13 protein-coding genes are annotated in these 20,197 nt (G+C 75.2%); 5 read left to right on the forward strand and 8 right to left on the reverse strand.

Features of this window, described 5'->3' with window-relative positions:
- From ACFVIM_RS19430 to ACFVIM_RS19445, 4 genes are all read right to left on the reverse strand, one after another.
- The coding region (locus ACFVIM_RS19430) for an MFS transporter (RefSeq protein WP_384302762.1) at positions 1 to 1,397 on the reverse strand (1,397 nt) is incomplete at its 3' end.
- Complete coding sequence (locus tag ACFVIM_RS19435; protein WP_384302764.1) at positions 1,394 to 2,722, reverse strand: ATP-grasp domain-containing protein; 1,329 nt, start codon at positions 2,720 to 2,722, stop codon at positions 1,394 to 1,396. The genes ACFVIM_RS19435 and ACFVIM_RS19430, both read right to left, overlap by 4 nt.
- Before the next feature lie 233 nt (positions 2,723 to 2,955).
- The gene (locus ACFVIM_RS19440; RefSeq protein ID WP_384302765.1) at positions 2,956 to 4,344 is read right to left on the reverse strand and encodes a pyridoxal-phosphate dependent enzyme; all 1,389 of its coding nucleotides are present in this window, start codon (positions 4,342 to 4,344) and stop codon (positions 2,956 to 2,958) included.
- Positions 4,345 to 4,695: 351 nt separating this feature from the next.
- Entirely contained in the window at positions 4,696 to 5,385 is a 690-nt protein-coding gene (locus ACFVIM_RS19445; protein ID WP_384302785.1) for a class I SAM-dependent methyltransferase, read from the reverse strand.
- A 582-nt stretch (positions 5,386 to 5,967) separates the two neighbouring features.
- Between ACFVIM_RS19445 and ACFVIM_RS19450 the strand changes: the two genes are divergently transcribed.
- From ACFVIM_RS19450 to ACFVIM_RS19460, 3 genes are all read left to right on the forward strand, one after another.
- A complete protein-coding gene (locus tag ACFVIM_RS19450) occupies positions 5,968 to 7,761 on the forward strand; it encodes a hypothetical protein (RefSeq protein ID WP_384302767.1) in 1,794 nt (597 codons plus the stop codon).
- A gap of 505 nt (positions 7,762 to 8,266) precedes the next feature.
- On the forward strand, positions 8,267 to 9,613 hold the full coding sequence (locus ACFVIM_RS19455; protein WP_384302769.1) for a hypothetical protein: 1,347 nt from the start codon (positions 8,267 to 8,269) through the stop codon (positions 9,611 to 9,613).
- Positions 9,614 to 10,049: 436 nt separating this feature from the next.
- Positions 10,050 to 10,979, forward strand: a complete 930-nt coding sequence (locus tag ACFVIM_RS19460; protein WP_384302771.1) for an NAD(P)-dependent oxidoreductase — start codon at positions 10,050 to 10,052, stop codon at positions 10,977 to 10,979.
- A 247-nt stretch (positions 10,980 to 11,226) separates the two neighbouring features.
- Here ACFVIM_RS19460 and ACFVIM_RS19465 read toward each other — a convergent pair whose 3' ends face one another.
- Positions 11,227 to 11,502 (reverse strand): helix-turn-helix domain-containing protein, encoded by a 276-nt coding sequence (locus ACFVIM_RS19465; RefSeq protein ID WP_384302773.1) that lies wholly within the window; start codon positions 11,500 to 11,502, stop codon positions 11,227 to 11,229.
- Between the two features lie 51 nt (positions 11,503 to 11,553).
- Between ACFVIM_RS19465 and map the strand changes: the two genes are divergently transcribed.
- Positions 11,554 to 12,321 carry a type I methionyl aminopeptidase gene (map, locus tag ACFVIM_RS19470; RefSeq protein WP_384302775.1) on the forward strand — a complete coding sequence of 256 codons (768 nt, stop codon included), beginning with the start codon at positions 11,554 to 11,556 and terminating at the stop codon, positions 12,319 to 12,321.
- Between the two features lie 226 nt (positions 12,322 to 12,547).
- Here map and ACFVIM_RS19475 read toward each other — a convergent pair whose 3' ends face one another.
- Together ACFVIM_RS19475 and ACFVIM_RS19480 are read right to left on the reverse strand one after the other, a co-directional pair.
- The gene (locus ACFVIM_RS19475; protein WP_384302777.1) at positions 12,548 to 13,003 is read right to left on the reverse strand and encodes a hypothetical protein; all 456 of its coding nucleotides are present in this window, start codon (positions 13,001 to 13,003) and stop codon (positions 12,548 to 12,550) included.
- Between the two features lie 169 nt (positions 13,004 to 13,172).
- Complete coding sequence (locus ACFVIM_RS19480) at positions 13,173 to 14,771, reverse strand: hypothetical protein (protein WP_384302779.1); 1,599 nt, start codon at positions 14,769 to 14,771, stop codon at positions 13,173 to 13,175.
- 101 nt (positions 14,772 to 14,872) lie between these two features.
- On the opposite strand from ACFVIM_RS19480, the gene ACFVIM_RS19485 reads away from it, so the two are divergent.
- Positions 14,873 to 16,552 (forward strand): chloride channel protein, encoded by a 1,680-nt coding sequence (locus tag ACFVIM_RS19485; protein WP_384302781.1) that lies wholly within the window; start codon positions 14,873 to 14,875, stop codon positions 16,550 to 16,552.
- A 125-nt stretch (positions 16,553 to 16,677) separates the two neighbouring features.
- Here the strand turns inward: ACFVIM_RS19485 and ACFVIM_RS19490 are convergent.
- The coding region (locus tag ACFVIM_RS19490) for a hypothetical protein (protein ID WP_384302783.1) at positions 16,678 to 20,197 on the reverse strand (3,520 nt) is incomplete at its 5' end.

Genomic DNA, 20,197 nt, shown 5'->3' on the forward strand with positions numbered 1-20,197 from the left:
TGGGTCGCCTCTTTGCGCGCGGCGGGTTTTGGTTCTGGGTCCGGGGGGGGGCGGCCCGCACGCCGTCCGCGCCACCGTGCCCCACCCCACAGCAGCACCGGCAGGACCACCGCCTGAGCCGCGACCAGCAGCCAGAACCCCGCCACACCCGGGCCGTCCTCCGCCGCCCCGTACAGCGGCCCCCCGAGCAGGGCGGCGCTGAAGGCACCCAGCCCGGCCGCGAGCCTCTGGTGTCCGAAGACCGTCGCGGCGGGGGCCCGGGAACGCTCCAGGGCCTCCAGGTCATTACGGAGGAAGAGGACCGTCTCGGCGAGACAGAGCGCCACCGCGCCCAGCGCGATCCCCGGCCGCCCCCCGGCCGCCAGCGCCACCATCCCCAGCGCCATCGACCCGAATCCCAGCCTCAGCGCCCTGCCGTAGGCCAGGCCCGCGATCCACCCGGCCAGCAGCGGCTGGGCGACGACCAGCAGCAGGGCGTACCCGGCGAGGACCACGGCGAAGTAGGCGGTCGAGGTGCGCGGCACCGCGTACAGCGCCGCGTAGTGCTGGAAGAACATGAACACGTACACCGCGAGCAGGGTGTACGCGAACGGGGAGGCCCCCCGGGCCGTCCGCCCCTTGCCGGTGCCCGCCCCCGTGGCGTCCGGGCGGTCGTCGGCCACCCGGGGCAGCAGGACATGGCCGAGTCCGATGAGCGCGAAGAGCACCGCGACCGCGCCGAAGAGCACCCCCGGGGAGCCCAGCACCAGGGGCGCCCCGGCCGGAGGACCCAGCGCGATCCCCGCGTTGAACGCCGAACCGCTGGCCGCCAGCAGGCCGGGCCGCCGCTCCGGGGCGCTCCCCGCCACCAGATACGCCTTGTTGGCGGGGAGGTAGAGCGCCGCCCCGGTCGAGACCAGGAAGAGCGCGACCACCGCCAGCACCGGCCGGTCCACCCCGGGGACGAAACAGGCGAACCCCGCCGTGCGTACGCCCAGCGCCACCAGCATCGTGGCCCGCAGTCCGATCCGCCGGGCCAGCGCGGCCCCGGCCACCCCGCCGCTGAACTGCACCAGCGAGGCCACGGCCAGCACCAGCCCGACGGCGCCGAGACCGAGCCCCCATCGCTCATGCAGCAGCACCGACATATACGGCAGCACGGCGAAGCTGCCGACGGTGATGAGGAAGGAGGCCCCGAGGAGGAAGAGCTGCGGGCCCGCGAACCGGCCCGTGAACCGGTGGAGGAGGCCGCCGCCGGGGGCCGGATCGCCGCCTCGCGCGGGACTGCCGCCGGGGGCCGGGCCGCCCCGCCCCGGACCGCCGCCCCGGACCGCACCACCACCCGGCCCCGCGCCGCCGTCCTGGTCGCGGCGCACGGTCCCGCCGGGGTCTCCGGTGGTTCCCCCGGGCCCGCTCATAGGGCCCCGGCCGTCTTCATCACCGGCCGCACCGATGTCGCCGCCGACCAGGCACGGTGCTGGGCCAGTTCGGCGGTGGGAGCGTGCGCCAGCACCATGCCCGTGCATCCGCGCTGGTCCAGCACGGTGGGAACGGAGTCGCCCGGCACCCGGACCGGATACCACTCCACCGCGCCGGGGAAGGCGCCCAGCCCCTCGACACCGGTCCACTCCAGCAGCACACCCGGTGTCTCCGCGTAGACGAGGACGAAGGCCACGGCCGGGCCCGGCTCCGGCGCCGCCGGGGCGTCCAGCAGACCCGGGCGCTCGCCGAGCGTGACGGCCACCATCGCCTCGTACACATTGGCGCGCAGGTTCCGGCAGAGGGCCTCGGCGACCAGGGCGCCCCCGAGCCGCCGGTTGATCTCCACCAGCTCGGGGCCCTCGGCGGTGAGGACGAACTCCACATGCGCGAAGCCCTGGTCATGCCCGGCGGCGGCGAGCACCCGCGCCACCCACCGTTCGATACCCGACAGTTCCGCGGGCGGGAGGGCGACGGGGAACGCGGCCCCTTCCTCCCGTACGGCGGGCGTCCGGGAGGTCTGCCGGCTCGACACCCCGAGCAGCCTGGTCTCGCCCTCCCAGCTCAGGGTCTCCGCGCTGTAGAGCGGCCCGGCGAGGAAGGGTTCCGCGAACAGCTCCCCCGTGAGCGGGAGTTCCGCGGCCTCGGCGAGCGCGGCCCGCAGCTCCCGTTCGTCCCGGACGATCCACACCGCGCGGGACGACGTACCGGCCGAGTCCTTGAGCACGGCGGGCAGTCCGACGTCCGCCGTGATCCGCCGGACGGCCTCCTCCGGAACGACCTCCTCCGGAACAGCCTCCTCCGGAACGGGCTCCGCGTGGGCGGTCTCAGCCTGGACGTTCTGGGCGTTCTCCGGTGCGACGGTCTCCCCCGCCGCGATGACGACGGCGGACCCCCGGCTCAGCCCCTCCCGGTGGAGCGTCCGGCGTACCCACGCCTTGTCCCGCAGCCCCCGCACCAGCTCCGGCCGGGGCCCCGGCAGGCCCAGTTCCCGGGCCAGCTCGGCGGCGGGCAGCGACCAGGTGTCGGTCGTGTTCACCAGTCCGGCCAGCTCGGGCAACCCGGCGAGGACCTCCCGTACGGCGGCGGGATCGCCGGTGTCGACGTCCACCACGTCGATGGCGCCCTCGGGCAGGGTGGCCAGCTCATGGCGGTACACCCCCCGGTCTCCGGTGAGCAGGACCAGCCGGTGCCCGGCCGCGTCGGCGGCCTCGGCCATCCGGGCGAGGCCGAAGGAGAGGAATTCAAGGGCGGCGATGGTCATGGAGGGCTCCTGGTGCGAGGTGATCAGCGGACGTGATCGGCGGAGACAGCCGGAAGGCGGTGGACCTGCGGTGGACAAGCGAGGTCATCGGATCGTGGTCATCGGATCGTGGTCATCGGATCGTGGTCATCGGGCCGTGGTCATCGGGTGGTGGTCATCGGGTGGTGGTCAGAAGGGCATGGCGGGCGGGCGCGCAGGGGTACGGCCGGTGCCTCGGCGAGACTCGGCGAGGGTCAGCGAGGCTCAAGGCTGAGGCGCTCGGGGTCGGCGTCATAGGCGAGTCCGGCGCTCCCCGTGGCGTCGTCGCCATGATCGGCGAGATCGGCGCGCTCCGCGTCGGCGGTGGCGTGTTCGGCGGGGCCCATGCGCCCGCCGTCGGCGGCGGGACCGGCCGTGAGGCGGTCGGCGGACTCCTCACCCACGACGCGCGCGGCGACCGGGGCCGCACGGCCCGCCCACTCCATCACCGCCCACGGCGGGCGCAGTTCGTCCAGGGAGCGGATCCGCTCGGGCCGCAGCGAGCGGGGGTCCAGCGCCTCCGCGTGCCGGGCGAAGACCCGCTCGGCGTACCGGTGCCCGGTGTCCGCCCCGAGCACCAGATGGGTGGTGCCGTCCCCGGCGCCTTCCCACTGACCCGGGTCCCCCGGGTTCCGTCCGCCCGTGTCCCCCTGGGCCCGCGTGCCCGTGTCCCCCTGGGTCCGCCGGAGCGACTGGGCCTCCTCCCAGCGGGCCACCAGGTGGGCGGCGCCCGTCGAGAGCCCGGCGAAGACCGCGTGCTCCCGCAGCAACTCCACCGCTCCGGCCATCGCGTGCCGGAAGTCCAGCCAGTGGAGGGTGTCGTACAGCTCGTGCCGGACATTGCCGAACGGGATGGAACTGCCGATCCCCGCGATGATCGCCTCCGGGTCCTGGAACCCCTCACTGCCGAATGTCACGCTCCCGAACGGCTGCACCCCCACCAGCCGCACCGTCCGGCCGGACTCGCGCAGCGCCTCGGTGAGCCCGCCCGTGGACGCCCCGGTCCCCACGGACCCCACCACGGTCACCGGCCCCGGTGGCAGGGCCGCCCCCGCCAGCTCGGCGAACTCGCGGTAACCCGCGTAGTGCACCCGGTCGTGGTACTGCCGCATCCAGTGGTAGTCGGGCCGCCGCCGCAGCAGTTCACGCACATGCCGCACCCGGCGCTCCTGGTCCAGCCGGAGGCTGCGGGAGGGCGGCATCTGGTCGACGGTGGCGCCCAGCACTTCGAGCTGGGCCCGCATGGTCGCGTCGACGGTGGTGGACGCCACGATGTGGCAGCGCAGCCCGTAGCGGTGGCAGGCCATCGCGAGGGCCAGCGCGTAGATGCCGCTGGAGCTGTCGACGAGCGTGTGTCCGGGGTTGATCCGGCCGCTCTCCAGCAGGGTGCGTACGGCCCCGAGGGCCGCGTACACCTTCATCGTCTCGAACCTCGCGAGCACGATCGAACCGGAGAGCCGTACGAACGCGGGGGCCTTGAGGGCGTCGGTGATATGCCCGTGCACGGGGACCGGCGGCGGGGTCCCCCCGGGGTCGGCCGTGCCCGTGCCCGTCGGCGCGGGCACGGTGGCGGGGGCGGAAGGGGAGACAGTTGTGTGCTGCATGGGGACGGGTCCTCCGATGGGGTGGGTACGGCGCGGGCCACGCCCCTGCCGGGACATGGGCCCACGAGCGGGGTGCGGACCGCCCCGCCGCTTCCTGCGATCGGTGTGACGTCGGACTTCTCGCGCGAGCGCTCCGGTCCGCCCCGCCCCGCCCGGGAAGGGCGACGAGGTGGGCGGCGACGCGTACGGACCGGAGAACGGCCCGCGGAACGGCGCCGGAGAGCGGCCCCGCGAACGGTCTCGCGGACGATCTCGCGAACGGCCCCGCGAGCGGGCGTACGAGCGGGCGTACGAACGGCCCCGCGAGCCGTCTCGCGAACGGCCCCGCGCGCGCGAGCGGCCGTGGTGGCCTCAGTCGCTGCCGGTCACGATCAGACGGCTGGAGTGCTGGTCGTAGGGCCCTCCGTCCCAGTCGCCGAAGCACTCGACCCGGGCGAACCCGGCCGCCGTGAAGAGGTCGCACAGCTCGGCCCCGCTGTAGAGGGTGCAGTGGATGGACGCGGTCCGCGCGGTGTCGCCGCGGACCAGGGTCCAGTCGGTACGGAGCCGGCGCCAGCTGTCGAGGACGGTGTCGCGCTGGATGACGAACGAACCGTCCGGCAGGTCGACCACCTTGGGCCGCCCGATCCACCCGGCCAGCACCTCCTTGCTCATCACATCCACGAGGAGCCGTCCGCCCGGCGCCAGATTGCGCCGCGCCGTGCGCAGTACCCGGAGGTTGTCCTCGCGGTCCTCGAAGTAGCCGAAGGAGGTGAAGACGTTGAGGATGACGTCGTAGGCGCCGGGTTCGCTGTGGTCGCGCATGTCCCCCCGGACGAGGCGGACATCGGTCCCGGCCGCCGCGCACGCGGCGCGCGCCCGGTCCAGCATGGCCTCGCTGAGATCCACCCCGGTGACGGTGTAGCCGCGTTCGGCCAGCGGCACCACGAAGAGGCCAGGCCCGCAGCACAGGTCGAGCACCCGGCTCCCCCGGGGGAAGTCGAGCAGCGCCGACTCCTTGACCAGGGTGTCCATGGACGCGACGCGTTCCTGGGAGAACATCACGGGGGCGAAGTCCACCCAGATGTCCTCGTCCGCGTACCAGTCCGCCGCGCTGGACCCACCGTCACCACCGGCTTGCCGCGCGGCTTCTCGTTCCTCGCTCATCACACCGACCTCCTCATGAACCGTGGGGCGTCTCCCAGTAGTCGCGTGGTGACCACACGGAGTTCCCGGCGGTGGGCCGTGATGACGGACACGCGTGGCCGGGACGAACAGTGGGTACACGCGGCCGGTACGCGCTGGCGCGCATCGGTACGCATCGGTACGCATCGGCACAGACTGGTACGCGTCGGTACGCGCGTGCGTCAGGAAACGCGCCTCCTCAGGGGACGCGGAGCCCACCGGGCCTCCCGGGGGGCGCACGCGGTGCCCGCCCGTATCCCCCGTACCGGCCCGGTACACACCCGCACGGGCGGTCGCACACGCGCCTCCGGGGGCGTGCAGGAGTGCGGGGGGCGTGAGGTGGGAAGAGAGGGTGTCACGGAGGCACCGCGCCTCCGTGACAGAGGTGTCCGGGCCCGCCCCAGGTGACCGCGCGTCATAGGGACGAGTGGGGACACCGGGTGCGGACGGTGGTGCCGGGTGACGGAAGCAGCGACCTGGGGGCCGCCGAAAGTCCTGCTCGACGCGTTGGCGTCGGTTCCGTCACTCGACGACGCCGCCACGCTCGGGGAGTTCGTCCGGCTGGTGGAGCGGCGTCTGGGGACGGCGTTCACGCTTCCTGAGAGCGCGCGCCGGCGGACGTATCTGAACGCGCTCCTGATGGCCGTGCTGGAGTACCCCGGCGGTCTCCAGGTCATCGGTTCCGTGGCCGAGATGCTGGAGGGAGAGGCACGGCACACCGAACGGCTGCGCACCGCCATCGCCGTCGCCGAGGTCCCCCTCTTCACCCACACGGAGTGGTCCCGGCTGATGACCCTGCTCGGCGGGCTGGACGTGCCCGACGTGGCCCGTGTCTACCAGGACGTGACGCGGTACCGCGCCGAGCCGCCGCCCGCGTACTGCACCGAGCCCTGGCTCGCGGTCCTGCACTGCGCCACGCTCAACGCGCGCCCTGGTGAGCCGCTGCCCTGCGTCCTGCTGGTCGAGCGGCTCGCCCGGTACGCGGAGGAGGGGCGCCGCGAGGCGCTCCTGGAGTGGGTCGCCGACCACCGCGGGGAGCCACGGGAGGCGCGTGACGGCCTCGCGGCGACGCGCGCCGTCCCGGGCGGCCCGGGGACGCCCCGGACCGTGGACCACAGCGGCGCCAGGGCGTCCGTACCAGGCTCCGTACAGACATCCGCGCGGACCTCCGTCCACGACTCCCCGCGGACATCCCCGCGGGCACTCGTCCGGACATCCGTCCAGGCGTCTGTGGAGGCGGGCGCGGAGGCGCGCGTGGAGGCGCCCGCACCGGCTTCCGTGGAGGCGTCCCCACCGGTGCCCGCACCGGCTTCCGCGCAGGCGTCTCCACCGGCTTCCGTACCAGGATCCGCATCCGACTCCGCCGAGGAGGCGGTCTGGGAGCCGGGCGCCTGTCTGCTGGTCCGGCTGCGTCCGCTGGCCGACCCCGACCACGAGCGCGAGCGGCTGCTCTCGTACTGGTGGCGGCTGTGCGAGCCGGAGCCCTATCCGGTACGCGGCGGGGATATGCGGATCGACCTGGACGACCTGCCGCACCATGTGCAGTCCCTGGTGGAGCAGGCGGAGACCGGCTGGGCGTACTTCCGCACGGAGGAGCTGACACTGGAGTTCCTGCTCCCGCGCGAGCTGCTCCACCTGCCCGTGGAGCACTGGGCGAAGCGGGGGTTCCACGGCGCGCGGACCAGTCTCGGCGAGGACCATCCGGTGCTGCTGCGGAGTCTGGAACGGATGGAACGCCCGGACACCCACGGTCGCTGGCGGCGGCGCTGGGACGCGCTCGCGGAGGCGGGCGCGGGCCGGGTCCACTGGTTCCCGGACGACGGCCGCTCGCGGCTGCTGGCGGATCCGCCGCCCGCCGTCGTGGTGCTCAGCGGGCCGCCACGGCACTTCGGCGCGGGCGGCGCGGACGGCGCGGACGGCGCGGACGTGGACGGCGCGGGCGTGGACGAGCTGGGCGAGTCACTCCGCGCCGGGGTGCCGATCGTGCTGTGGGACCGGCGCGGCGGCACCGATCCCGTGTTCCGGGGCGAGCTGGCCGATCTGATGGCCCACAAGGGGATCCGCCGATTGCCGGAAGCGGTCAGATCGCTGCGTGTCGACGCGCGGGACGAGGACGCCACGGCTGGAGACTCGTCCACGCTCGGTCGTCATGTGGCGCTGCTCTGGGACGATCCGTACCGCCGTCCGGGCGGGCGGGGAGCCCCGGTGGAGCCTTCCGCGCGGAGGGGGAGGACAGGACGTGACGCATCCTGACGACAGCGGCGCGAACGGGGCGCGTCCCCGGGCTGTGCCGTGCGCGCCACGGCTGGGCGCCGACGCGGGAGGTACGGCCGGGCCGACCCCGCCCGGCACCCCATCGCCCGAGGCCACCGCGCCGCTCCTCCGGCACACCCCATCGCCCGAGACCGCGCCCGCGCCCGCGCGCGATCCGGCGCACGAGCCCTCGCGGTGGCGCGTGGTGACGGAGTCTCCGCCCGCGCCGGCGGCCGTCGACGACCATTCCGACCTGCCGCGCGCCACCGACTCGCGCGCCCTCGGCCGCGCCCTGCGCCCGTTACGGCTGACCCGGCCCGCCGCGCATGCGGTGGATCCGGACGAACCAGATGAACGAGACGGACGAGACGCACGAGACGCACGAGACGCACGAGACGCACGAGACGCACGAGACGATGCGACGGCCGCCGGGCGCGCCGCCAGCGCGGCGGAAGGGCCGTCGGCCCCCGTCCGCCGCGCCGCCCCGGAGTGGCCGCTCGATCTGGTGCTGCTGGTCGACATCAGCCCCGCGATGGCCCTGTGGCGCCGTACGAGCCACCGTGTGCGCGCGCTGATGGAGCAGACCGCCGCGTTCCGTACGGTACGGACGGTCGCCTGGGAGCCCGGCGCGGCGGCCGGACCGCACCCGGCCGGGCGCGCCGGGGACCACCAGCTCCTACTGGTGCTCACGGACGGAGGGAACGCCGCCTGGCGCGACGGGCGCGCCGCCGCGCTGCTGCACACGCTGGCCTCCGGTTCACCGACGGCCGTACTCAACCTGCTGCCGCAGCACCTCTGGGAGCTGACACTGCCGACGGTGACCAGGACACGGCTGCGGTCCTGTGGGCCGGGCTCGCCCAACCGCCACTATGAGACGCGTGCGGCCGACCCGGCCGCCGACGCGCTGGGGCCCCGGCCGACGCCCGTCACCCCGCCGGAGTCCGGTGCGTGCGACGCCTCCGCCGTCGCCGTACCCGTGGTGGAGCTACGGCCCGAGTCCCTGGGGCGGTGGGCCCGGCTGGTGGCGGCCGCCGACGGCGGGGAGTGGCACGGTCTGGCGGCCCTGCTGACGGGCCCCGGCCGGGATCTGCGCGCCGGGCCGTACGCGAGCGGCGCCGGGGCACTGACGGCACCGACGGCGCCGGACGCCGGGGAGTTCGCGAGGTCCGGGGAGTTCATGGCGGCTGGGAAGTTCACGGAGGCCGGGGGCGCCGGAGTGGTCAGGGACACCGGAGTGGTCAGGGGCGCCGGGTTCCCGGTCGGCGCCCGGGGACGGCCCGGCGCCGCCGAGGGGCACGTTCCAGCGGCGGCGCGCGCCGCCGAGACCGTGCGCCGGTTCCGTTCGCTGGCCTCGCCCACGGCGTTCGCGCTGGCGCGGCGGCTGGCGGCGGTACCGCTGAACCTTCCGGTGATGCGGCTCGTCCAGCAGTCGCTGCGGGGCGCCGAGTTCTGGAACCTGGCCGAGCTCGTCCTCAGGGGCCTGGTCCGCCGTACCGACCCCGCCACGGACGTCGAGGACCCCGCACAGGTCTCGTTCGACTTCGCGGCGGGCGTCCGCGAGGAGCTCCTGGCGCTCGGCAGCAGGGCGGAGACCATCGGGGCGCTGACCCAGGTCCAACGCCATCTCGGCCCCCGGCTGGAGGCGCGCTGGCGGGGCGGGGCCGCACTGGTCGACCCCGATCCGGCGGCGACGCTGGCGGCGCCCCCGCTGACGGACCAGACACGCCCCTTCGTGGCGCATCTGCAGACGGCGCTCCGTGCGCTCTCCGGCCCCTATCTCGCCCGCGCCGACCAGCTCGGGCGGCTGCTCCAGCAGGAGGCGCCCCCACTCGTTCCCGTCGTACCGCGCTGACTCCGGCGCGCGCTCCGCCCGTCGGGCCGCGCGGGCGCACCCTCCTGACCGTCCGTCGGCCCGCGCGGGTGGGCCTCCTGACCATCCGTCGGAGGAACCATGGTCCGGGTACGGTGGCGGGCGCCCCGCCTGAGGATGAGCGTCGCGGCGTACGGCGCCGGGGCCGCGGCGCGGCGGAGAGCCGGCGGCGCGTACGGGAGGGGACGCCCCGCCCCTGGCCCACCGTCCTCGCCGAACGCGCCCGGCCACCCGGCTGACCGCCCGCCCCACCGGCCGACCGGCCGACCGGCCACGCGACCGGACGGGCGGCCTCCAGATGTGTCCACAGGGTGTGGATAGCCGAGACCGCCCCTAAGTAGAGCGCTCGTTCTAGAGATCGTGGTACGGTCTCCGCATCTGCTCTAGATAGAACGTTCTAGAAATTCAGGAGGCACCCATGTCCGGCACCGCACCCTCGCCCGCCACCACTGCCGCGCCCTCGCCCGCCGGCCGCTCCGTCACCGTGATCGGCCTCGGGCCCATGGGACAGGCCATGGCGGGCGCCTTCCTCGACCGGGGCTACGAGGTCACCCTCTGGAACCGGACCCCGTCCCGCGCCGACGGCCTGGTCGCGCGCGGCGCCACGCTCGCCACGAGCGTCGAGGAGGCGCTGCGCGCCAACGAGCTGGTGGTCCTGAGCCTGATCGACTACGCCACGATGCACACGGTGCTCGGACAGGCCGAGGACGCCCTGAGCGGCCGGGTCGTCGTGAACCTCAGCTCGGACACGCCCCGGAAGACCGAGGAGGGCGCCCGCTGGGTGACCGAGCGCGGCGCGGCCTTCCTCGCCGGCGGCGTGACCAGCCCGCCCTCGGGGATCGGCGACCCCGCCTCGTACACCTTCTACAGCGGCCCGAGCGAGCCCCTGGAGCGCCACCGCGCCACCCTGGAGACGCTGACCCAGGTGGAGTACCTCGGCGAGGACCCCTCACGGGCCGCGCTGATGTACCAGATCGGGATGACCATGTTCTGGACCTCGCTGCTCAGCTACTGGCAGGCCATCGCCCTGGCCAACGCCCATGGCCTGAAGGCGGCGGACATCCTGTCGCACGCGGTCACCACGATGAGCGCCAACCGGGAGTTCTTCGGCTTCTACGCGGACCGCATCGACGCGGGCAACCACGCGGGCGACGTCGACCGCCTCGCGATGGGCACCGCGAGCGCGGAGCACGTCCTGCACACCATGGAGGACTCGGGCGTGGACACGACCCTGCCGAAGGCGGTCCTGGAGCTGTTCGAGCGCGGCATGGCCTCCGGACGCGCCGCCGAGAGCGTCTCCAGCCTGGTGGAGGAGATCCGCGCCCAGGGAGCCGGGCGGAGCGCCTGAGGGGCGGCGGGGCGGGCATGGTCCCGTTCCGGGGCCCGGCGGGGGCCCTCCTCCCACCGCGAGCCCTCCGGGCACCGCTCAGCCCGTCGCCGCGCACCCTTGAGGGCGGGTCACGGGCGGCGATCCGCCCCGGGCCGCCCCCGGCGGACGCGTCGGGGACGCCGGACCCAGCGGGGCCGTTGGAGCCTGGCGGGGCCGCCCGAGCCACCGGATCCGCCCGATCCGCCGGGGCCGCGCGTCGCCCGGCTCACGCCGAGAGCGCCTCACCCTCCCAGCCCGCGCCGTCGGCGCACGCCACCACTAGTTCATCCAGGGAGAGATCCAGCGCGGCGGCCAGCGCCGCCACCGTGAAGAAGGCCGGTGTCGGTGCCCGACCGGTCTCGATCTTGCGCAGGGTCTCCGCCGAGACACCGGCCGCCGCGGCGACCTCCACCATGCTGCGTTCACCGCGCGCTTCGCGGAGCAGTGCTCCGAAACGCTCGCCCCGCTCTCGTTCCCACGGGGTCAAAGGAGTCCTCACCATAACCGTGATACTAATACCGGTATAAGTATTGGAGCGAGGGGGGAGTCACCCATGGTGGAGATCAAGTCCGACGCGGCGCTGGAGGCGATGCGGGAGGCGGGACGGGTCGTGGCCCACGCGCTCGCCGCCGTCCGGGAGGCCGCGCGGCCAGGGGTGTCGCTGCGGGAGCTGGACGAGGTGGCGCGGGACGTGCTCGACCGGGCCGGGGCCACCTCACCGTTCCTCGGCTACCACCCGTCGTTCGCGCCCACTCCCTTCCCGGGCGTGATCTGCGCCTCCGTCAACGACGCCCTCGTCCACGGCATCCCCACCGACTACCGGCTCCAGGACGGCGACCTGCTGAGCGTCGACTGCGGCGCGCGGCTGGACGGCTGGACCGGTGACGCGGCCGTGAGCTTCACCGTCGGCCGCGCCCGCCCGGCCGACCTGACGCTGATCGAGGCCACCCAGCGGGCCCTCGACGCCGGTATCGCCGCCGCCGTCCCCGGCAACCGCGTCGGCGACATCTCCCACGCCATCGGCGGCGTAGCCCGCTCGGCCCGCTGCGGCCTGCCCGTCGACTTCGGCGGCCACGGCATCGGCCGCCAGATGCACGAGGACCCCCATGTGCCCAACCGGGGGCGCCCCGGACGTGGTTACCCCCTCCGGCACGGGCTCGTCCTCGCCATCGAGCCGATGCTGTTGTCGGGCGGCGGCGACGGGTACTGGACCGCGCCGGACGGGTGGACCCTGCGGACCGCCGACGGCAGCCGGGCCGCGCACATCGAGCACACCGTGGCCATCACCGAGGCCGGACCCCGGGTGCTGACCCTCCCCTGACCCTTTCCTGGCCCTTCCCTGACCCGGCGCGCCACCCTGGGTCCGTGCCCGCGCCCTGGGAGGCCCCGTTCCACCCACGGGTGGGCACGGGTTCCGGCTCCCCCGAGCCACGCCCGACACCCACGGAGGACCACCGCCCCGAGCCGTCACCAGGGGCACGGGCGCACGGCGTTGGACCGGTGCCAGCACCGGCCCAACGCCGTGGACGGGACCGCGAAGGAACGATCTAAAGCAGATCGCCCCGGTCGTGCGACGGATGGTAGGTCGCCAGCGCCCAGATGATGAAGATGCTGATCGCGATCATGATCAGCGACCAGATCGGCGCGTACGGCAGGAAGAGGAACTGGGCGATCAGCATCAGCGCCGCGAAGAACAGACCCGCGTACCGCGCCCACGCCTGGTTCTTCAGCACACCCCAGCCGGTGACGAGCAGGCAGACGCCGATGATGAGGTGGATCCAGCCCCAGCCGGTGAGGTTGATCTTGTAGACGTAGTTCCCGATCCGGCCGTAGACGTCGTCCTCGGCGATGGCGGCGATGCCCTGCAGGATCCCGAGGATGCCGTAGCAGACCAGCAGGATGCCCGCGAAGACGACTCCGCCGACGGCCCAGTCACTGTTCGTGCCGGTGCTGGGGGCGCGTTTGGGGGGTGGTGTCCCGGTCGGCTGTGATGCGTGGCTCATGGGACGACCTCCTTCAGGGGCCCGTACGCGGGGCGCGGACGGGAATTCGAGCCTCAGCCCGCCGCCGTGGTACCGCCATCCGGATGCGGCCGTTCGGGTGAATCCACCGGTGCTCCCGGCGGCGGCTCCGACGGTGGACCGGGCCGGGGACCGGGCCGTGGACCAGGTCCTAACCGAGCCCTGGTCCAGGCGGCGGATCGGTCGGGGAGCCCGCCCGGGAGCCCGAGCGGGTGTCATGGGCGGGTTCCGCCGCCAGGAACTCGGTGATCGCCAGCGCCAGCAGCAGCACCAGGGTCACGCCCACGACCACCCAGGCCGTGGGGTGGTCCAGCAGCGCCCACAGCACGAACGCGAGCACCGCCGCCCCGGTCAGCCCGGCGGTGATCCAGCGCCGGTGGCCGCGCGTCCAGGGCCCGACCGGTCCCGTCCGCAGCCCCGCGCGCCCCGCCGCCGCACGGGCGCGCGACAAGGAGGTGTGCCAGAGGCCGCGTACGGCGGTGGCGTGCCGACCACGGCCCGTCACCCAGGCGGCGAGCGCCAGCACCAGGGCGAGCGTGACCACCATCCGTACCGCCGAGCGCAGGAAGCGGACCATGGCGTCGTACACGGCGCCCGCCGCCGACGGGGAGACACCGGACGGCAGGGCGTCGAGGTAGACGGCGCGGAACGCGGTCAGCGCGAGCCCGAGCACCACCATCGCGACGGCCGCCCCGATGGCGGCGGCCACCACGGCGCGGCGTCGGCGCACCGCGAGCAGAACACCCGCCACGAGCAGCACCACGGCCACCACCGGGAGCCAGGCGCCCGCGAGCTGGAGCAGCCGGAAGGCCGTCTTGACCTTGCCGATGTCCTCCGAGCGGAACACCGTCAGTTCGGTGTGGACGGTGGGGATCCGCGCCGCGACGCTGACGCCGTCGGCCACCAGCCGGGCCTTGACCTCGTCCACGACCGGGCCGAGGTCGATCTGGACGGCGTCATTGGTGAGCTGGACCGCTCCGCCGCCGCTGCCGGTGAGCGCCTTGTCGACGGCGGTGTGGGCACGGCGGTTGGCGTTGGTCCAGAAGGTCGCGAACCGGTCGGAGGACACGACCTGGTCCGCCTTGTCGCGTACGAAGCCCCGCAGCGCGTTCTCCAGCGCCCCGCCGAGCTTGCCGAGGGCCTGTTCCAGCCGGGGGCGGTCGGCGGGCGCCACGTCCTGGAGCAGGGCCGGGACGTTGATGTGCGCCATCACGGCGTCGGTGATCCGGTTCGCGGCGGCGGCCTGGACATCGGGGTCCGAGGCGAGCGGTGCCACGGTGGCCACGTACCGGTCGGTGTCGCCGACCTCGTCGGCCGCCCAGGCGGCCACCGCGCCCAGGGGCGCGAGGACACAGCCGATGACGATCAGGAGAGCGGAGAGGAAGGACCGGACCCGGTGGTGGCGGGACGGCTCCGCCGGACGCGCCTCCAGGGCGGCGATACGGGCGTGCAGCCGCGCGAGCTCCGCCTCGGTGGAGCCACGCCCGCCAGACGCGACGGACGCGGCGGGCGGGGTGCCCTGGGCCCGCGCGCCCCGCCCGGACGCGTCACCAGGAGGCGGGGTGCTGTGCGCCCCACCGGGTCGCGGCGTCCCGGGCGTGTCACCGGGTCGCGGGTCCCCGGGCGCGGCACGCGGGGTGGGCGGGTCGTGCCGGTCATGCGGGGTGGGCGGGGGCCCTGGGCTCCCGCCCGGAGCGCCCTCGGCGCCGTTCTCCCCGCCCGTGCCATCCGTGCCGTCGTCGCGGTCCATGCCTCCAGCGAAGGCGCCACCACCCGGGGGTGGCGACTCACGCTCACCCGTTCGGGTCCGCTCGCCCGGCCCCTCGCGTACCGAACCCGTTGCATGGAGGCATGGCCACGGGCGGTACGGACGGCGCGGAGAGCGCAGACAGCCCAGACGGCGCGGGCGGTGCGGACCGTACCGACGGCGCGGATCACGGGGGCGCCGCGCACGGTACGCACGGCACCGGCGGGCCCCGGCCCGATGGACGGTCACGGCCCAACAGACACGGCGACGGGTCCGGAACGGACGCCGGAACCGGCGCCGGGACAGAGGTCGGCTCCGGCGCCCGCAGCGGGTCACCCGGCACCGGTTCACCCGGGGCGCGGACGGCGCCGGAAGACGCGGCGGCGGGCCGTGCCACGGCCGGACCAGGTTCACCCGGCGCGGGGCCCGGCACCGGCGTCCCCGCGTCCGCCGCCGCCACCCTGCTCCGGGACACCCTGCGCAGCAAGGGCTATCTGCGGCTGCTGGCGCTCTCCGCGCTCCTCGGTGTGCCCATCTCCCTCGCGTGCTTCCTCTTCGTCAGCCTCCAGCACCTGCTCCAGCACGCGGTGTGGGAGGACCTTCCGCACGCCGTCGGCTACGCCACGCCTCCCTGGTGGTGGCCCCTGCCCTCGCTGTTGCTCGCCGGGCTGATCCTGGCGCCCATCGTCACGCGCGCCCCCGGGAGCGGCGGCCATGTGCCCGTCCATGGGCTCGGCGGCGCGCCACTGGGTCCCACGGAGCTGCCGGGGGTGGTCCTCGCCGCGCTCGCCACCCTGCCGCTCGGGGTGGTCCTGGGCCCCGAGGCCCCGCTGATGGCACTGGGCAGCGGGCTGGCGCTCCTCTCGCTGCGGGCGGCCCGGCGTCCACCGGACCCCGAGACCGCGCTGGTCGTGGGCACCGCGGGGTCGACGGCCGCCATCTCGACCATCCTCGGCGGCCCGCTGGTGGCGGTGGTGATGATCGTGGAGGCGGCCGGTCTGGCCGGGCCGCGGCTGGTGGTGCTGCTGCTGCCGTGTCTGCTGGCGAGCGGGGTGGGCGCGCTGGTCTTCACCGGCTTCGGGGAGTGGACCGGGCTGTCCGTCGGCGCGCTCGCGCTGCCCACGGTGCCGCCGGACGCCACCCCCGACGCGGCGGACTTCCTGTGGGGGCTGCCGCTCTGTGTCGTGATCGCGCTGTGTGTCGCGACCGCGCACCACCTCGGCTATCTCTCCGCCGCCTGGACCGCGCGCCACACGGGTGTCCGCACCGTGCTCGCGGCGGCCGCGGTGGGGGTCTGCGTCACCGCGTACGCGCTGCTCACCGGCCGCTCCCCGGAGGAGGCCGCCCTCTCCGGGCAGGCGACACTGGGGCGGCTGGCCGCGGAGCCGCACGCCTGGCCGGTGGCGGCGCTGATCGCCCTGGTGGTGTGCAAGGGCGTCGCCTGGGGGATCTGTCTGGGCGCCATGCGCGGCGGCCCGATCTTCCCTGCGGTGCTGCTGGGCGCAGCCCTGGGGGTGGCGGCCGCCGGGCTGCCGGGGCTGGGGGCGACCCCGGGGCTGGCGCTCGGCATCGTCACCGCCACGGCGGTGGTCACCCGGCTCCCGGTGACCAGCGCCGTCCTCACCGTGCTCCTCCTGGGGCCGGACGCGGGTCACCAGATGCCGTTGATCGCCGTATGCGCGGTCGTGGGCTTCGTGACGGCGGAACTGACCGACCGCGCGCCGTCGGCGGCGCCCCCTCGGACATCACCGAAGACACCACCGAAGACACCGCCGACGGCGTGACGGACCCGCCGGGAGCCGAGCGGCCGGCTCCCCGGACCTGGCCGACGTGGCGTGGCTCCAGGGGCGCGGGCCATGCCCCTGGCCCCGCCCCGCGCCGAGCCGCGCGGCCGGCTCCCGGGCAGGTGTCACAGCTCCGCTTCGCCGTTGCGCCGCTCTCCCCCGCGCCTCGGCCCCGCCAGCGCCGCCAGCGGGCCGCCGCCCGGGGAGAGCGGGGCCCGGTAGGCGGGCCCGGATCCGGCCGGTGACGCCGCCCGCGCTCCCGGAGCGCCCGCCGCGGGCGCGGCCGGTGCGGCGGCGGTACGCGCCGCTCCCGGCAGCACGCCCGTCCCCAGGGCCGTCAGGGTCGCGGTACCGGCCTCGACCGTCACCGGCCGGCTGAACGCGACACCGTCCGCGTGCCCGACGGCGCGCGCCGTCACGGCGACGGAGAGCTCGGCGTTCACCAGGGCGGCGGGAACACGGAAGGTCGTGTCGGTGGCGCCGGGGATCGGTTCGCCGCCGGCCTGCCACTGATAGGCGTACGAGGAGACGCGGACCGTCCATGTGCCCGGGATCGCCGTGAGCCGGGCACCCACCCGGGGCACGCCGACGATCACGGGCGCGTTCGTCGCCCGGGGCGCCAGACCCTGGTGCACGGGGACCGGCAGGGAACGCGCCGCCACGGAGTCGGACCCCGGGCGGTGGGCGGTGACCCGTACGCTCAGCTCCCGGCCGAACTGCGCGCCCGATATGCGGAACTCCGCGTCGCGCGCCCCGGTGATCGCCTGGCCGTCGGCGAACCACTGGTAGCCGTACGAGGAGGGGCGCGGCGCCCACGCGCCGGTCGTGGCGGTGACGCGCTCGCCCACCCGTACCGGGCCGGTGACCGTGGGGGCGTGGAGGTTCACCAGCACGGCGGGGGTGACGGTGAACGTGCCCATCGGGTACTCCCCGCCGCCCTGGGGACGCGCGGTGAGGCGCCATGAGCCCTTGGGGGCGCGGCTGAGGTCGAACACGGCGGTCAGCGTCCTGCGGTCGGGCGCCACGGAGACCGTGGTGGACTCGACCCGCCGTACGCCCTTCGTACCGGAACCGGACCCGGAGCCCACCCGCTGGAGCACCAGGGTGTCCTTCTCGTGCAGGGCCGAGCCGCTCAGGGTGACGGTCACCGTACCGCCGCTGGGACCGGTCATCGGCGCCACGGTGGTGACGGTCGGGCGGTCGGGGCCGCAGACCCGGAAGGCGCAGATCAGTTCGGCGCGGTAGGCGGTCTGGGAGGCGCGCTCCGGCAGTCCGAGGACCAGCAGCGAGGAGCCGTCGCCGCCGGGGCCCGCGGTGTCGACCCGGCACTGGTAGCCGCTGGAGTGGTGGCGGCAGACATTGCGCCCGCCCGCGTCGTAGAGCGCGGGCACGGCGGCCTCGGTGCCGCCCGCCGTGTCGGTGACGTCGACCTTGAAGAGGTCGCGCTGTGCCGTGGGGAGCACGGCGCAGGAGATGGAGCTCTCCTCGGTCAGGGTGCCGAGCACCGGCCCGTACCCGTAGGAGACGTTCGGCGCCCGGACGCACTCGGGGGCGGGACCCGCCGCCGTGGCGACGCGCACCGCGTCGAAACGGTAGGGGCCCGCCGTCCGCAGGAACTCGGGCACGGTGACGAGCACCTGGTAGCTGGTGGAGCCGGTGACCGCGCACGCCCGCGCGCCCCCGGTGCAGTCCACGGCGGCGCCCCGCTCGTCGAAGACGGTCAGCCGCGTGGCTCCCTCAAGGTCGCGCACATCGAGGTGGAGGGTGTCGGTGGTGTTCTCCGTGGTCACCTGGCGGCAGACCGGGACGCCCGCCGCCGCGGTGGCGCCCGCCGTGGAGGGCCCGCCGACGGCCGCCGCCGGGTTGACCACACAGCCCTTCGCGGTGGCGGTGATGTCCCGTCGGGTGACCGCGTACTCGGCGACCTCGTCCCGTCCGTCCAGCAGCACGGTGTAGCCGGTGCCGGGCTCCATGGCGCATGTGGCCCAGGTCGGCGCCAGCGTGGAGCAGATCTGCTCCCCCTTGGCGTTGAGCACGCTCAGCGACGCCGCGGCCGTCCCGGAGATCTGCTGGAGCTGGAGCTGTTCCATGCCGCTGTGGTCGTCGGCGGGCACGCTCAGGCAGTGGGCGAAGACCCCGCCCCCGGTGGCGACCTTCAGCCCCGGGCTGAGCGCGGTGAAGTCACCGGCCGGGATGGGCGAGCAGCCGATGGGATGCCCGTCGGTGCGGTAGAACGCGATGTCGTACGGCCCGGTGGGGCCGTCACCGGCCGCGAGGCCCGCGAGCAGCCGGAAGGGGCCGCGCCCGGCGAGGGCGCACACGCCCGCCCTGAGCGCGGCACTCTGGCAGCGCGCGATGCCCTCGCCGTCGACCACGCTGATCTCCGGGGGCAGCGCCGCGCCGCCATGGCTGCGCAGCGCGGCGAGGCGGGCGCCCTCCGGCAGCGGCAGGGTGAGGCAGTCGATCTCCCCGGGCGCGGTGATGGTGCCCCGGTGCACACCGAGGTCCGCCGGTTCGCATCCCACCGTGGAGACGGGGTCGAGGACGAGGGTGTCGTGCGCGGTGCGCAGCGTGTAGTCCCCGGCGGCGGGCAGGGCGCAGCTCTCGCCGTCGTCGCAGACGAGCCGGCCCGAGCGGTCATGGACCATGACGTCGCCCCGGACGCCCGAGACCACCTGGTAGAAGTCGTAGCGGTGCGCGGCGGGGCTGCTGAAGGTACGGCAGCCGTGGGCGGGGTCACCGGCGGTGGGGGCGGAGTTGTAGGTGTTCAGGGGGACGGGCAGACAGCCGACCGGGTCGTTGAGCCGCCGCACCTCCAGGGAGTACTCGGCGGGGAAGCCGCCCGCCGACTCCTTGATGCCGCCGAGGATCCGGTACGGGCCCGGCCCGGGCAGGACACAGCCGTCACGCAGGTTCTCGGAGGTGGCGCAGATCCGGGCGCCGGTCGCGTCGGTGATCCAGGCGTCGGCGCGTCCCTTGCGTTCGGGGGTGAGCGTCCGGATGATCCGGTCGCCCGGCTCCGCGTCGAAGGGCTGGCAGAACAGGGCGAGCGGTCCGGGCAGCGAGCCGGTGAGGGCCGGGGTGTCCCAGGCCGTGCCGGTCGTCGCCGCGCAGGAGGCGGTGGCGCCCAGGTCGTACACCGCGACGGATATCTCGCGCTGCGAGGCACCGTTGTTGAACGTCCGCAGGGTGAAGTCGCCGGTGCGCGGCAGTACGCACCAGCCCGCGCCCCAGCGGGGGTCGTCGCAGTCGAGCCGGGCGTCCCCGTCGTACACCTCGGCGCGCGCCGCCTTGCCCGTCACCAGGATGCGATGGGGTCCGGGGCGGTCGGCGGCGAGGGTGTAGCAGACGCTGTCCGAGGCGGGCACCTCGGCGCGGCCGACGGCGGAGCCCGGGTCGCCGAAGGAGGCGAGCGGCAGGGCGGCGCAGTGCTCGGCGGGCGCCGGGGGGCGCGGGGCGTCGTCCGGTGTGCCGGAGACCGGTGGCGGCGGCGGGGGCAGGGCGGCGGGGCTCACCGTGCGCGCGCGCGACCGGGGGCGGGGGGTCGCCTCGGCCTCGGCGGCGACCTTCGCCTCGGTGGGCATCTTGGTGCCCGGTTCGGGCACTCCGGGGGACGCCGTCGCGGGGTCGGGGCGGGGCAGCAGC

Source organism: Streptomyces sp. NPDC057638 (assembly GCF_042800315.1).
GTDB lineage: Bacteria > Actinomycetota > Actinomycetes > Streptomycetales > Streptomycetaceae > Streptomyces.

What these genes read in the sequence shown, in the direction of transcription:
- ACFVIM_RS19435 (WP_384302764.1), bottom strand. Translation starts at nt 2,722, where the DNA reads ATGACCATCGCCGCCCTTGAATTCCTCTCCTTCGGCCTCGCCCGGATG.
- ACFVIM_RS19440 (WP_384302765.1), bottom strand. Translation starts at nt 4,344, where the DNA reads ATGCAGCACACAACTGTCTCCCCTTCCGCCCCCGCCACCGTGCCCGCG.
- ACFVIM_RS19445 (WP_384302785.1), bottom strand. Translation starts at nt 5,385, where the DNA reads ATGTTCTCCCAGGAACGCGTCGCGTCCATGGACACCCTGGTCAAGGAG.
- ACFVIM_RS19460 (WP_384302771.1), top strand. Translation starts at nt 10,050, where the DNA reads ATGTCCGGCACCGCACCCTCGCCCGCCACCACTGCCGCGCCCTCGCCC.
- ACFVIM_RS19465 (WP_384302773.1), bottom strand. Translation starts at nt 11,502, where the DNA reads ATGGTGAGGACTCCTTTGACCCCGTGGGAACGAGAGCGGGGCGAGCGT.
- map (WP_384302775.1), top strand. Translation starts at nt 11,554, where the DNA reads ATGGTGGAGATCAAGTCCGACGCGGCGCTGGAGGCGATGCGGGAGGCG.
- ACFVIM_RS19475 (WP_384302777.1), bottom strand. Translation starts at nt 13,003, where the DNA reads ATGAGCCACGCATCACAGCCGACCGGGACACCACCCCCCAAACGCGCC.
- ACFVIM_RS19480 (WP_384302779.1), bottom strand. Translation starts at nt 14,771, where the DNA reads ATGGACCGCGACGACGGCACGGATGGCACGGGCGGGGAGAACGGCGCC.
- ACFVIM_RS19485 (WP_384302781.1), top strand. Translation starts at nt 14,873, where the DNA reads ATGGCCACGGGCGGTACGGACGGCGCGGAGAGCGCAGACAGCCCAGAC.